This is a genomic window from Mesorhizobium sp. M8A.F.Ca.ET.165.01.1.1 (genome assembly GCF_004792065.1).
Taxonomy (GTDB): Bacteria; Pseudomonadota; Alphaproteobacteria; order Rhizobiales; family Rhizobiaceae; genus Mesorhizobium.
Map to the genome: position 1 here is coordinate 786,304 of NZ_SRTH01000003.1, position 12,605 is coordinate 798,908.

Consider the following 12,605-nt stretch of genomic DNA (forward strand, 5'->3'; position numbering starts at 1 on the left):
TGCAGCGGAGCGTGAGGCGAACCTGATCCGGGCGAGGGCTCACTAGATGGGCGGCGCCAATGCAGTAGCCCTTGCGCGGCTCCGCGCAAGCCGGACTGGCAAAATGAAAGTCGGCCGGTGCATCCTGGCCGACAAGCCAAAGCCAACCGCGCCATTTCAAATCACCAATGCCAGACTGCGCGAGCTGGAACGGGTCATCACGAGCCGTTACGGGGCCGTTCTTCCCGAAACCGACGATGCGGACCTTTTCATCGAGGTCGCCGCCTATTCGCTTAACGCACACTGCCTGAGCAATGTGCTCGATCTGGATGAGGTCTTGGCCAACTGGTGCCATAGATGGGCTCCTTGGGCGCTGCTGCGGGCGGGCACTATCATCCGTCCGATCCTCAACAAGCTCGTCGGCCGCCGCTATCAGATGAAGGCCGACGAAGCGGCGCGCAAAATCTGCCTGACCTTGTTGGAGAGGACGGCGCTCGAAATCAAAACTATTGGCGCCTGCGATTTTTCTGCCCGGGTTCGAAAGGGCATCGCGAAAGACGTTAAGCGGACGAGTGACCGGGCAAGGCAGACGGCAAAGCGGCGCGCTCGTGGTGTCGAACCTCGGGAAAGCTGGCTGGCCAAAAATTCCCTGTCCAAAGGTCGCCCTTGGGATGCCGAAGGGATCTCGCGCGCCCAATGGTACAGGCGCTTTCGTGAGACAGGTCCGTCGCTAGTAGGTATGTCTACCAAAAGCGACACACTTGTCTCATCTGAGCCGGTCGATCCGCCGCAAGAGGCCCCCTCACGGGGTCCAAGCTCGCTCACGCTCGAAAAAAAATCTCGATCCATCGGGGTCAAAGGCCCGCCCGTAGGGCGGAATACGGCGGCGTCCTCGGGCTCGGCGGGTGTCGTCTTGGCACTGCCGTCAAAGGCCCTTCCTTCCCTCCAAAGCAGACAAGGTGCGGTAGGCGCCAGCGGCGGCACCGAACAGTGCGACGGTGACGAAGCACTCCGCCAGATGGGAGTTGCGAGTTAAATGGAACAGAACCGAGACAAAAAGGCATCGATCGTTCCCTTTCCCCTGCACCGCCAGGCGCGGCTGGTGCGCGAAACGATCAGCATTCTTGAAAAGCGGCACGGCTTAGCGGCGGACCGTTACTGGCGTTCGACGGTTCGCCAGCAAATCGGTCGCTTGCAGATAAGCGGCATCCATGACCGCAGCGTTATCAACGATCAGATCGAAAGGTTCGCCTTGGTCGTCTTCGACGCGCTGCGCTCGTCGGCGGCTCAACAGGACGGTGACGCGGCATGAGCATCGCCGGAGACAAGTTCGATTGGAACGGCGGAGAGGAGGTTGTTATCCGAGAGCAGCGGGCAATCGCGGTCTACCGCAACCCAAACGAAGGCATCGTAATTCGAGAGCAGGGCGGGTGGGATGAGGACGGGGACATGTTCATTGTCCTGACCACAGCAGGCGCGGCGTACCGTCTGATCGACGCCATCAAGAGAGAACTGGACGACTTGAAGGCCGAGAAAAAAGGCGATGCCTCATGATGGACGGTAGCGAGGAACTGACCGACGAACAGTTGCAGCGGATGGCTGAACAGCTGCTGGCCGGCTGGAAGCCAGCGTCGGCGCTGACCGGGCTGGACCCCACCGAATTGCGGATGGCGCAAAATCTGCTCGGGCGGTCGAACACCGAGCGGCTGGCCCACAGTGGGAGCGGGCGGCGGTTCAAATACCGGCGGCCCGTTCACGAAATCGAATACTACCGCGCCGCCTGGGGCTGGCAGGTCGACCTGTTGGAAAACGGGATGCGGCAAACGTTCAAGGCAAGCCTGAGCGACGCGGACCTGGGTACCGTGCTCGCGGCGATCCGCGCGAAGGGCATCCCGGTTCGGCGATTCGAGACGGAAGGCGAGAGGCTGAACCGCATTGCTCGCGAACGCCGCCTAGAAACCAACCCCACAGTCAAGGTCCGCCTGAAAAGCGAGCGCTTCGACATTCTGGATGAACTGAGGGATTTCCACCTATGACCGACAACAGTCCTAAGTGTCACGTGACCGCCATCGTGTCACGCGATGTAACGTTACCAGACGTTGCGAAACGACTTGTCGAGGACACCGAGGTTCCCCTTGGTCTGGCGGTCTACGCAGACGGCTGTTGCGAGCCGAACCCCGGCGCCGGTGGCAGGGGCTTCGTCGTCTACCGTGATGGCGACGAGATCCACTATTCCAGCGGCGGCGACCTCGAAGCGACAAATCAGCGAATGGAAATGACTGCAGCGCGCGAAGCGTTACGCTGGGTCGCCGCAAACGTTGGCAGTGGGGCTGCAAACGTTAGGCTGTTCTCCGACAGCGCGTATGTTGTCAACGGCTCCAACGACTGGCGGCACAAGTGGAAGGCGCGCGGCTGGCGCCGAAAGCAGGGCGGCGCTGATACCCTTGCGAACCTCGATCTGTGGAAAGCACTCGACGCCGCGCTGACTGTCGTTCCAATTAGGCTGGAATGGGTGAGGGGACATGCCGGCATCATCGGCAATGAACGCGCCGACGAGCTTTCGCTGATCGGTCGGGGAATGATCGTTGAACAGTTGGCAACGCCGCTCGACCTTATCCGCCAGCAACTCGATTACAGCGCGAGGTCCTAGTGGGCGGCCAGAAGACACAAGAGCGCCAACAGCGGTCATCCCTTCCATTCTACGCCTTCTCATCCTTCAACAAGAAGGGCGGCAGGACGCATCCCAAGGTAGCCCGCACCCGCAACCGCGTTCTCGACATGTGGTCCGAGATGGCTTCCTACGCGACCATCGCTGAAGAACTCGACGTTTCGATTTCGACGGTGGTGGAGTGCATCGCGAGGGCCAAGCGCCTCAAGGATCCCCGGGCGGATCGACCATACCGGCACCGGAAACTTCTGATCGCGGACAAGCGCCGCCGCGAGATCACGCGTTTGCTCGATGACGGCTTTCGACCACGCGAGATTGCCACGTCTAGGAGTTTCCAAGCGCCTTGTCCTAATCAGGATGAAGGAAGGCAACGCAAAGGCAGTAGGATGACGGGTAGGCCAACCATATTCACCGACGAACTGGCGATCACCATCTGCGAGCGGATTGCAGACGGAAAGAGCCTGCGGTCGATCTGCCTGGATGACGATATGCCGGATAGGGTGACTGTCCATCGCTGGTTGCTTGATCCCGCGCACGAAGCCTTTTGCAACCAATACACGCGTGCGCGCGCGATGCAGGCCGACACCCATGTCGACGAAATGCAAGACATCGCCGACGATGGCAGCAACGACTACGTCACAAAGACCAATGCGGATGGCTCGACTTACGACCAGGTCAACAGCGAGCACATACAGCGTTCGCGGCTGCGCATCGATACCCGGAAATGGGTCGCCGAGCGCATGCAGCCAAAGAAGTACGGCACCAGGGTCGCGCTCACCGATCCTGACGGCGGACCGCTGACGGTGCAGATCGTGAAATTCTCGGAAACCGCTGATGCCGACAGTCAGACTTCCGGCGAATAACTGGCGGCCTCGCTGGTATCAGCAGAAGGCATGGAACACATGGGAGCAGGGGTGCAAACGCCAGCTCCTGTTCTGGCACCGCCGCGCCGGCAAGGACGACGTCAACCTGAATATGCATGCCGTGTCGGCCTATGAGAGGCCAGGCACCTACTGGCACATGCTGCCGGAGGCTGCGCAGGCGCGTAAGGCGATCTGGAACGCGGTCAACCCTCACACCGGCAAGCGGCGGCTGTTCGAGGCCTTCCCTGAAGCTCTGATAGCCAACATGAACGACAATGAGATGTTCCTTCGTTTCAAGGACGTCGATTCCACCTTTCAGGTTGTCGGGTCGGACAACTTCAACAGTCTGGTCGGTTCTCCGCCGGTCGGCATCACCTTTTCAGAATGGGCCTTGGCCAATCCGTCGGCATGGGCCTACCTGTCGCCGATCCTGGCTGAAAACGGCGGTTGGGCTTCGTTCATCACCACGCCACGCGGCAATAATCATGCCAAGGGCATGCTGGACGCGGTGAGGAAAGACGTGTTCGACCGTGTTACCAATCGACTGGGCTGGTTTACTGAAGTCCTGTCCGTCAGCGTCACCAATGCCATCAGCCTTGATGCGATCGAACGGCAGCGCCGGGAGTATACGGGCCTGTTCGGCAAGGACATCGCCGATCTGCTGATTGAGCAGGAATATTACTGCTCATTCGCGGGAGCGATGGTCGGCGCTTATTGGGGCGCCGAGATGGCCTCTGCTGAAACGCAGGGCCGCGTGCGCGTCGTGCCGGTTGATCCTGCCTATCCGGTGCATACGGCATGGGATCTTGGCAAAGCGGTCAACAATCCGATCTGGTGCTTCCAGGTCGTCCCGATCTTCGTCATGTTGGCAACGGGCAACCCGATCTATCAGCGCTCGGAACTCCGCATTGTCGATTTCTACCGGCCCGACACGGAAGACCTGGAACTGTGGTGCAAGTGGCTCAACGACAAGGGCTACAACGGCACCGACTACGTGCCGCACGACGTCATGCAACCAGTCTGGGGCACGAAGCACACTCGTTTCGACATGCTCAAAGCGATGGGGCGTAAGCCGAAGATGGTCGGCATGGTCAGCGTGGCAGAAGGCATCACCGCCGGACGAGAGGCGATCAAGCTGGCGGTGTTCGACGACGAGCGCACCGCTGACGGGCGCGACGGCCTGAAGTCCTACCGGCGCGAGTGGGACGATGATCTGAAGCGGTTCCGCGACAACCCGGTGAAGGATTGGGCAGAACACATCGGCTCGAGTTGGCGATATCTCGGCCTGGCGTGGCGCGAGGCCGTCGTGCCCACAGCCAAGCCGGCTGGCAACAAGGGCGCCTATGTCGCCATGCCCGATGGATCCATCCGCAGCGGTCAAACGGTCAAGGAAGCGGTCGACGCTATGGTGAGGCGCCGACAGGGGCGTGGCTAAGCGCCCGCCGCTGACGCGTTTGCGCAGCGGCGGGCACCAGCGCAAGCGCCGGCTCTTGAACCGCAGGATTCCACAGATGTTGCGGCACAGGGGGTTGCCGTCTATGGTCGGGCTCACCAAATTCAGATAATTAGATTATCCGAGGAAGGCGAGGATGAAGTAGACGACGCCGTTTGCGACATGAAGCAAGCTAAGCGCAAAGTAGGCCCACACAGCCATTTATTATCACCTCCTTTCCTGGTTGTCGGGGGAGCCGTCTGATCCACGGCTCCCCCGATGCACTTAAATTAGGGTGTCCGAACCATTTTAGTCAATGTACGCGCTTTATCCAAACCGGAATTCCTATTTAAAAACAAAGGTTTATATTTTTTTTAGCTGCGTTTTACGAGTCCATTTGTTTGGTGCTTATCAAGCGGCTTAGATTTTCGCGACTGCGCCACGATCATCGCCCCAATCGATAAGATTGGAGCAGCTATGTCCCGCGCTGGTGGAGTGTATTCAGCCCCTCCGGGCACCAAGGGAGCGCCTAACACGACAATCGAAAGCGCGAAGTACAACGCGCTCGTCGATGATCTGGTGGCGGACGCCAACGCGGCGCGACCTGTAACGGCGGGCGGATCAGGCTCAGCTACTGCCGTCGGCGGCAACGACAATTTCAGCACCGCCAGTACCGACATGGCCTCTGCCGCCACGGTCAACCTGGCCAATGCCACCGGCACTCTCGTCAACATCACCGGCACGGTCACCATCACCGCGCTTGGCACGGTCGGCGCCGGTGCCGAGCGGGATCTGGTGTTCGCGGGCATCCTAACGTTCACGCACAACGCCACCAGCCTCATTCTGCCGGGCGCAGCGAACATCACGACGGCGGCTGGCGATGTGGCGCGTATGCGGTCGCTCGGTGGTGGCAACTGGCGGTGCGTCAGCTACACGCGAGCGGGCACGGCCCCTTACTCAGCGGCGGGGGCAGAAGTTCTCAAGAACAAATCCCTGGAAGACGCCACCACTGCGATTGTCGATGACGCCGACAACACCAAGAAGCTGAAGTTTCAGGCGTCAGGGATCACCACGGGCACAACGCGCACCGTCACCGTGCCGGACGTCGACGGAACGATGTTGCTCAGCACCAGGCAGCAGCTCGTCGCCGGCTTCCGCAATCTTAAAGTTCAGGCCACCAGCGCAAGCGCAGTGACCATCACAGCCGACGGCCTCACAGTCGAGGACGCCACTGGCGGCGCAGTTCGGCTGACCGCCGTCAACGTCTCCGCCGACCTCACGGTCGCCGGCTTGAGCGGCCTCGATACCGGCGCCGAGGCGGCAAACACCTGGTATTATCCATGGGTCATATTTGACGGGACCAACGTCAGGGCCATCCTCTCCGCCAGTTCGACCGCACCGACTATGCCGGGCGGCTACACGTTCAAGGCGCGCATGGGCGCGGTGCGCAACGACGCGTCGGCAAATCTGTGGCGCACTCTGCAATATGGCCGCCGCACTCATGTCGTGAACGGCACCAATCCGACCGCGCCACCGATCATCGCCAGCGGCACAAGCGGAAGCCCGACTACGCCGACCTGGACCGCTGTTGCAATCGGAAGCTTTGTGCCGCCGACCGCAGTCGCCATTCGCGGCACGATGCTGATGGCGCAGAGCGACAGCACCCGCGCCATGATCGCCCCGAACAACACCTATGGCGTTTGGAGCGCGGCCAACGCAGCGCCGGTCGCAAACGGCAACAACGGCATCACCGGCAGCTTCATTGTGGTCAACGTGCAGTTCGACTTCATCCTCGAAAGCACCAACCTTCACTATGCCTCCAGTAACGGCAGCACCAACGTGCTTCTGAACGGCTGGGACGACAACATCTGAGAGGCCTCATGTTCGTCTACAGCAACGACGGTCACAGCTTCCACGCGGTGGACGATGACTACCAGGCAGCACCTGGCGAGAAGCTTTTTGCGGATTACGCGACCCTTGACCAGTTGGCCGAGACCTTCCCCGGGTATGCGCCGCCCGTTGACCGGCCCAAGGTGCCGAAGTCGCTCGTCATGCAGCGGCTGATCGACAGGAACAAGATGGATCAGGCCTACGCGATGTTGTCGTCGCAACCGAAGTTCTTTGCTCGCTGGTTCGCGCCCGACCATCCTGCCGTTTACTGCGATGACGCCGACGCGACGGCCTTCGTCACGGCTCTGAACCTGGATCCAGCCATCATTCTCGCCAGCGAAGCCGAGCCCGCCTAATTCAAGCGGCTATGGTTTTCGCATGCGCATGCCTCACCCTGCTCCAAACGCCATTGGAAGCGGGTTTTCGTGATGGATCGCAATTTCGCGCGGGCGCTTGCTCTCGTTCTCAAATCCGAAGGCGGCTGGTCGGACAATCCTGCCGATCCTGGCGGCGCCACCATGCGCGGCGTCACCCTCGCCAACTTCCGCCGCTACGTGAAAGCCGATGCTACGAAGGCCGATCTTAGGGCGATCAGCGATGATCAGGTGGCGACGGTCTATCGCCGTTTCTATTGGGACGCGGTCTCCGGGGCCGAGTTGCCCGACGGCGTCGACTACGCGACCATGGATTTCGGCGTGAACTCAGGCCCGAGCCGCGCCGTGAAATACCTTCAGGCTGTTGTCGGTGTTCCGCAGGACGGACGCATTGGCCCGGTCACTCTTGCGGCAGTCACGGCTAAGCCTTCTGGCGTTGTGATCGATGCGCTGTGTGATGCTCGGCTGGCGTTCCTGAAACGCCTTCCAACCTGGGGCAGCTTCGGCAAGGGATGGGCAGGCCGGGTCGAGAGCGTGCGCCGTGCCTCGCTGTCCCTGACGATCCAGCCGGCCATTCCAGCCCCGCCAGCGCCAAATCAGCCCGCCTCGGCTTCTGTGGCGCCCGCAGCGCCTCCTGCTGCTCCTGAGCCACCCGTCGTCAAGCCGATCACCTATCCCGACCCGACGCCTACCTCTCCGCCTGTCGATGTTGAAACCAATTGGTTCTGGCGGCTGCTGTACGCGGCGCTCCGAGCCATCTTCAAGGGGAACTGACCATGTGGGCAAAACTCAAGGCCTTCTTCTCGTACAGCGAAACCATCCTCCTGGCCCGCGTCCAGATGTTCGCCGCCATCGTGTTCGGCGCGTTCATGGCGCTCGATCCATCGCTTTTCCAGGCATATGTGCCGACACACTACGTCCCGCTTTATCTGCTTGGGATGGGCGTGCTGACGGAGTATGCGCGGCGTCGCAGGGCACCTGATCTCGGAAAGGATCAGTGATGAGCGCAATCGTCGCCTTCTTTCTGGGCAACCCGACGATTGTGGGCTTTGGCGCGGCATTCATCGCGGCAATCGGCTGGGGGTTCCACCAGCGCCTGGCCGGCGCCAGTGCAGAGCGCGCCAAGGGTGCTGCTGAACGGCTCGAAGCTCGCACCGAATCCGACAAGATCGACCAGGCTGTTGCCGGCATGTCTGATGCCGAAGTGCTGAAAGGACAGGCCAGATGGTCGCGCCCAAAATCCTAGCTGTTGCTGCTTTCGTCGCGCTCGCTGCCTGCCAGCATGCTGGCGGATCGTTTTGCGACATCGAGAAGCCAAACCGAAACCCCGCCGAGGACATGACGATTGTCGAGGCCCGAGACGCGCTGGCCCACAATCTCAAGGGGCAGCGCCTGTGCGGATGGAGGCCCTAATGCATGACCTCTTCGATCTTCTCGGGATCAAAGGCCCCGTGGTAGCGGCCGGACTAGCTGGCGGCGTTCTCAGGGCATTGTCGCGCCACCGGTACAAGCTGCGCGAAATGGTTGCCTCGCCGATCTGTGGAGCGCTGGCGGCGGCTTATCTCACGCTGCCTGCCGTGGCCTATTTCCAGGCAACCGGACTGCCGATGCCTGATCCGACAAATGACACCACAACGCTGGCGGCCGCGTTCCTAATCGGCGTCTCAGCAATGTGGATCTCGGATATCCTGTTTGAGATGATCGTGCGGAAGTTAAGGCCTGCTGCAGAGAAATGACGCTCTCGGGCCGAGTGTTTATTCGAACCAGCCAAGGCAGCTCATTTCCTTCCGCATGGCATATAGCGATTGTTTGACGCCACCAATCTGCGCCGCCTCGGCGGAACTGCAATCGACCAAAACAGATTTCAGTTTGTCCAGGTCCTCATAAAGGGCGTCCGCGAGTTTGCAACCGCTCTTTGTGTCTCCGTTTTGATTGGCCATCAAGATGACGCCGAGCACGTTGGCGATATCGCCTCCAGAGCGCTTGTTTATGGTTTGCCGAATCTCATCTGCTTTCACACATGCCGAATTGTTTAGGCGAGCCGCAGCTTCCTTTTTTTGTTGCTCCTCTTCCACTGCTTTGGCCGCTTCGTCCTCAGCCCTCAACCGTATTCTCTCGGCAGCCTTTGCCTCTAATGCCCTTTTGTCTGCGTCGGTCAGTGAGAGTGTTGCGCTTTGTGCCGGCTGCACGGCAGGCGTCCGCTGTGCAAGTAGGTCAGGCCCCAGATCTGCCCAAATATAATCGAAGTGCTGCCTCAGAGACCAGTCTAGTTTCGCAGCAGCACCATCACATGTGTCGAGCCGAAGCCTGAAGGCATCCGCTACATCATTCGTCCAATCGTCTTTTGGGATGCCAAAGGCCTCTCCTCGACCAACTGCCCCTTGCATCATACCGAGCGCTTCGTGGCTCAATGAAGCGCAAGGAAGAGACGCCGCCACGGCTACAAAGTTCTCCGAGCCGAAGGCCGCTTTAGAAGCGATAAAGCTGAGCGACATCAATCCAATCAAGACAATGCGCCGCATGCGCGATTCGGTATGTCTCAGCATTCTTACCCCCATGCCCGACAGATAGCATTGCTGAGCAGAACCTTGCACGCAAGTGAAGAAAGCCCACTGCCTTGGCCCAAGAGGGTTGGTGGGGCGCTATTTGCGTTTTGGGGCGGGAATAAGCTCCTTGGAACCGAGCCCATTGACTCGCCCTTGTGGTCTCACATAAATCGACCAGGGGACCAGGGGCAAAGTGGATGCGAAAATGCCTATTTATTAGTCTGCTCCTTTTTTTCAGCTCTCCGGCATCGGCAGACTTATCCGACTATGTAAAAGCCTACGATACGTGCCTGGTTGAACGGATAGGAAAGTTCAAAAACTCATGCGAGCCGGCGGACCAAGTTGCCGCGGCTGTCGTCGAGGGTTGTAGTGAGCAACTTCGGACGCTGGCGTTTCTGATCACGTCTATGACCAATGAGGATAAGGCCGCCACTGCAAAAACCATTCTAGAGTCGCGGAAGGAAACCGTGCAGAGCCTCCTGATCGAATACCGTCTTGATCATCCTTGCAAATAGATGGCCCTTCCGGGCTCTTGACGCGGAAGACAACCGATAGGAAGCGGCGCGGGCAGGGTAAAGCGCCCCACCGCGAGCATCTTAAGCAGGATCATATTCCAAGCATCTTAGATTTTCGCTGTCATGCCCTCCATGCTGCTAGGCATGGCAAAGTCGGACAAGCGCACCCCAGATCAGCAGAAGCAGGGCGCGGCCCTTCGTGAGGAAGGATCGAAGTGGCTTGCGCGCGTCGAGGCCGCCGGCAAGCTCGAAAAGAACTGGATGGACGACGCCGAAAAGGCGGTGAAGGCCTACACTGGCGAGACCCGATCGCAAGACCTGACGTCGTCGACCGCGCTCGGCGGCACCTACGATTTCAACATCCTTTTCGCCAACACCGAAACCATCGTGCCGGCGATCATCAACAGCCCGCCCGCGCCGGACATTCGCCGCCGCTTCGCCGATGAAGACCCGGCCGCTGCCGACGTCGCCGAGATCATCGAGCGGGCCATTCGCAAGCAAGTCGACGATTCGAAGCTTCAGGTCGAACTGGAGGCACAGGCGCAAGACGGGTTCCTGGCCGGTCGTGGCATCGTGCGCCTTCGCTTCAAGAGTGACATCGTGAAGGATGAAACGACCAATGCCGAACTTGAGCAGGCGAGCGCCAACGCCGACGGTGGAACAACTGTTCGCACTGCGACGGCTGGCGACGATGTTGAAAGCGGGGACGAATATTCAGCACCATCTGGCGCATCTGCTGCGGACGGCTCGACAAGCGAACGCCTCGCAAACGAGTGCATCGAGTTCGAGGCGGTAAGCTGGCGCGACTATAGGCACGGACCGGCCAAGCGCTGGGCAGCCAGGCCGTGGGACGCATTCCGGTTCATAGTGCAGCGCGAAGACGAGGGCTCGGTATTCGATGCCGGCCTGATCAGCACACAGACCGATGACGTCGAGAAAAAAGCCCGCGGTGAAAGCGACGATGACCTGACCGGCTGGGAAATCTGGGACAAGAGCAGCCGCAAGGTCATTTTCATCGAGGACAACGGCGTCATTCTGAAGAAGGTCGATGACCCGCTGGGCCTGAGCAATTTCTTCCCGATCGCCACGCCGGTCCAGCCGATCGAGGTCACCGGCCGGCTGATGCCGGTCAATCCGTTCGCGATCTACAGAAAGCTCGCCGACGAACTCGACCTGACCACCAAGCGCATCAACCTCATCACGAACAAGATGCGCGTGAAGGGCTGGTATCCCGGCGATGCCGGCGACATCAAAGCCATGGTCGACGCCGATGACGACGACTTCGTACCGATCGCCAATGCTGACATCTGGGCAGCGAATGGCGGCCTTCAGGGCGCGGTGGCGTTCTGGCCGGTCGAGAAGTTCATCCTGGTGCTCCGCGAGCTGTACGCATCCCGGGACCAGACGAAGCAGGCCATCTACGAAATCACCGGCATTTCCGACATCGTGCGAGGCGCGAGCAAGGCGCAGGAGACCCTGGGTGCACAGCAGATCAAGAGCCAATGGGGCTCTCTGCGCATCCAGAAGATGCAGCGGATGATGGAGCGCAGCGCGCGCGACCTGTTCGTCATGATGTCCGAAATCATCCCCTCGAAGTTTACGCACGAGACGCTTCAGCAGATGACCGGGGTGCAGATCATCCCCGCGCAACAGGATCTGCAGCCGGTCACACCGCCGCCAGCACCGCCCCAAGGCGCGCAGATACCGCCCGAGCAGCAGAAGCAGCTACAGCAAGCCATGCAGGCCGCTCAGGAGGCGGAGAAGTCGCGCCAGGCCAAGCTGGCGAAGCTCGCCGATATCCAGCGGCTTCTGAGCCAGCCCCTTGCCATGTCCTACCGGGTCGATGTCGAGAGCGATTCGACCATCAAGGCGGACCTGACCAGGCAGAAATCCGAAACGGCCGAATTCATGCAGGCGGCCGGCGCCTATTGGGCGGCAGTCGGTCCGCTGGTGCAGCAGGGCGCTCTGTCGAAAGAGGTCGCCGTCGAAATCTTTGCGGCGAACTCGCGGCTGTTCAACCTCGGCAAGTCGGTTGAGGACACGCTTGAGAAGATGGTGACCGATGCCAAGGAAGCGGCCGATCAGCCTCCGCCACCAAACCCCGAACACCAAAAAGCGGAAGCGGACGCAAAGGCGCGAGAGGCGGACACGGCGGCAAAAGCTGCTGACGCGAAGATCAAAGGCGATCAGGCCGCGCAAAATATGCAGTTTGCCCGCGAGCAGCACGACATGACGATGAAGGAAAAGCAGTTCGATCTGCGCTCCAAACAGATCGCGGCTGCAACCGATCAAAATCAGGTCTTGGCCGCGAACGGTATTGTTCCGCTGCCAATCCAAA

Annotated in this window: 16 protein-coding genes; 15 read left to right on the forward strand and 1 reads right to left on the reverse strand. The window is 60.3% G+C overall.

Annotated features, from left to right (window positions below):
• Positions 1 to 103: 103 nt before the first annotated feature.
• The 14 genes from EN808_RS13210 to EN808_RS13280 all read left to right on the forward strand — a co-directional run bounded on the left by EN808_RS13210 (position 104) and on the right by EN808_RS13280 (position 8,942).
• Positions 104 to 1,015 carry a hypothetical protein gene (locus EN808_RS13210; RefSeq protein WP_135916003.1) on the forward strand — a complete coding sequence of 304 codons (912 nt, stop codon included), beginning with the start codon at positions 104 to 106 and terminating at the stop codon, positions 1,013 to 1,015.
• Positions 1,016 to 1,291 (forward strand): DUF6074 family protein, encoded by a 276-nt coding sequence (locus EN808_RS13215; RefSeq protein ID WP_281041759.1) that lies wholly within the window; start codon positions 1,016 to 1,018, stop codon positions 1,289 to 1,291.
• Positions 1,288 to 1,533: a hypothetical protein gene (locus EN808_RS13220; RefSeq protein ID WP_135916005.1), complete on the forward strand. Its 246-nt coding sequence runs from the start codon at positions 1,288 to 1,290 to the stop codon at positions 1,531 to 1,533. Before EN808_RS13215 ends, EN808_RS13220 begins: the two co-directional genes overlap by 4 nt.
• On the forward strand, positions 1,530 to 2,015 hold the full coding sequence (locus EN808_RS13225) for a hypothetical protein (RefSeq protein ID WP_135916006.1): 486 nt from the start codon (positions 1,530 to 1,532) through the stop codon (positions 2,013 to 2,015). The genes EN808_RS13220 and EN808_RS13225 overlap by 4 nt, the downstream gene beginning before the upstream one ends.
• On the forward strand, positions 2,012 to 2,629 hold the full coding sequence (locus EN808_RS13230; protein WP_135916007.1) for a ribonuclease H: 618 nt from the start codon (positions 2,012 to 2,014) through the stop codon (positions 2,627 to 2,629). Before EN808_RS13225 ends, EN808_RS13230 begins: the two co-directional genes overlap by 4 nt.
• Positions 2,629 to 3,510 (forward strand): hypothetical protein, encoded by an 882-nt coding sequence (locus EN808_RS37780; protein ID WP_348630932.1) that lies wholly within the window; start codon positions 2,629 to 2,631, stop codon positions 3,508 to 3,510. Before EN808_RS13230 ends, EN808_RS37780 begins: the two co-directional genes overlap by 1 nt.
• Positions 3,482 to 4,945: a hypothetical protein gene (locus EN808_RS13245; RefSeq protein ID WP_135916009.1), complete on the forward strand. Its 1,464-nt coding sequence runs from the start codon at positions 3,482 to 3,484 to the stop codon at positions 4,943 to 4,945. Before EN808_RS37780 ends, EN808_RS13245 begins: the two co-directional genes overlap by 29 nt.
• A gap of 576 nt (positions 4,946 to 5,521) precedes the next feature.
• Positions 5,522 to 6,814, forward strand: coding sequence for a hypothetical protein (locus tag EN808_RS36985; RefSeq protein ID WP_245525066.1), 1,293 nt, complete (start codon positions 5,522 to 5,524; stop codon positions 6,812 to 6,814).
• Between the two features lie 8 nt (positions 6,815 to 6,822).
• On the forward strand, positions 6,823 to 7,188 hold the full coding sequence (locus EN808_RS13255) for a hypothetical protein (RefSeq protein WP_135916010.1): 366 nt from the start codon (positions 6,823 to 6,825) through the stop codon (positions 7,186 to 7,188).
• A gap of 72 nt (positions 7,189 to 7,260) precedes the next feature.
• Positions 7,261 to 7,980, forward strand: a complete 720-nt coding sequence (locus EN808_RS13260) for a glycosyl hydrolase 108 family protein (RefSeq protein ID WP_135916011.1) — start codon at positions 7,261 to 7,263, stop codon at positions 7,978 to 7,980.
• Between the two features lie 2 nt (positions 7,981 to 7,982).
• Positions 7,983 to 8,207, forward strand: coding sequence for a hypothetical protein (locus tag EN808_RS13265; protein WP_135916012.1), 225 nt, complete (start codon positions 7,983 to 7,985; stop codon positions 8,205 to 8,207).
• The gene (locus EN808_RS13270) at positions 8,207 to 8,452 is read left to right on the forward strand and encodes an ABC transporter permease (RefSeq protein WP_135916013.1); all 246 of its coding nucleotides are present in this window, start codon (positions 8,207 to 8,209) and stop codon (positions 8,450 to 8,452) included. The genes EN808_RS13265 and EN808_RS13270 overlap by 1 nt, the downstream gene beginning before the upstream one ends.
• Entirely contained in the window at positions 8,431 to 8,619 is a 189-nt protein-coding gene (locus EN808_RS13275) for a hypothetical protein (protein WP_135916014.1), read from the forward strand. Before EN808_RS13270 ends, EN808_RS13275 begins: the two co-directional genes overlap by 22 nt.
• Positions 8,619 to 8,942, forward strand: a complete 324-nt coding sequence (locus EN808_RS13280; RefSeq protein WP_135916015.1) for a hypothetical protein — start codon at positions 8,619 to 8,621, stop codon at positions 8,940 to 8,942. Before EN808_RS13275 ends, EN808_RS13280 begins: the two co-directional genes overlap by 1 nt.
• A gap of 18 nt (positions 8,943 to 8,960) precedes the next feature.
• Here the strand turns inward: EN808_RS13280 and EN808_RS13285 are convergent, their stop codons facing one another.
• On the reverse strand, positions 8,961 to 9,752 hold the full coding sequence (locus tag EN808_RS13285) for a hypothetical protein (RefSeq protein ID WP_135916016.1): 792 nt from the start codon (positions 9,750 to 9,752) through the stop codon (positions 8,961 to 8,963).
• 902 nt (positions 9,753 to 10,654) lie between these two features.
• On the opposite strand from EN808_RS13285, the gene EN808_RS13290 reads away from it, so the two are divergent.
• A partial coding sequence (locus EN808_RS13290; protein ID WP_189524107.1) for a hypothetical protein occupies positions 10,655 to 12,605 on the forward strand: 1,951 nt, incomplete at its 3' end.

Bases quoted from the DNA above. Each gene is read 5' to 3' on its own strand.
- EN808_RS13210 (WP_135916003.1), top strand. From the start codon at position 104: ATGAAAGTCGGCCGGTGCATCCTGGCCGACAAGCCAAAGCCAACCGCG.
- EN808_RS13215 (WP_281041759.1), top strand. From the start codon at position 1,016: ATGGAACAGAACCGAGACAAAAAGGCATCGATCGTTCCCTTTCCCCTG.
- EN808_RS13220 (WP_135916005.1), top strand. From the start codon at position 1,288: ATGAGCATCGCCGGAGACAAGTTCGATTGGAACGGCGGAGAGGAGGTT.
- EN808_RS13225 (WP_135916006.1), top strand. From the start codon at position 1,530: ATGATGGACGGTAGCGAGGAACTGACCGACGAACAGTTGCAGCGGATG.
- EN808_RS13230 (WP_135916007.1), top strand. From the start codon at position 2,012: ATGACCGACAACAGTCCTAAGTGTCACGTGACCGCCATCGTGTCACGC.
- EN808_RS13245 (WP_135916009.1), top strand. From the start codon at position 3,482: ATGCCGACAGTCAGACTTCCGGCGAATAACTGGCGGCCTCGCTGGTAT.
- EN808_RS13255 (WP_135916010.1), top strand. From the start codon at position 6,823: ATGTTCGTCTACAGCAACGACGGTCACAGCTTCCACGCGGTGGACGAT.
- EN808_RS13260 (WP_135916011.1), top strand. From the start codon at position 7,261: ATGGATCGCAATTTCGCGCGGGCGCTTGCTCTCGTTCTCAAATCCGAA.
- EN808_RS13265 (WP_135916012.1), top strand. From the start codon at position 7,983: ATGTGGGCAAAACTCAAGGCCTTCTTCTCGTACAGCGAAACCATCCTC.
- EN808_RS13270 (WP_135916013.1), top strand. From the start codon at position 8,207: ATGAGCGCAATCGTCGCCTTCTTTCTGGGCAACCCGACGATTGTGGGC.
- EN808_RS13275 (WP_135916014.1), top strand. From the start codon at position 8,431: ATGGTCGCGCCCAAAATCCTAGCTGTTGCTGCTTTCGTCGCGCTCGCT.
- EN808_RS13280 (WP_135916015.1), top strand. From the start codon at position 8,619: ATGCATGACCTCTTCGATCTTCTCGGGATCAAAGGCCCCGTGGTAGCG.
- EN808_RS13285 (WP_135916016.1), bottom strand. From the start codon at position 9,752: ATGCTGAGACATACCGAATCGCGCATGCGGCGCATTGTCTTGATTGGA.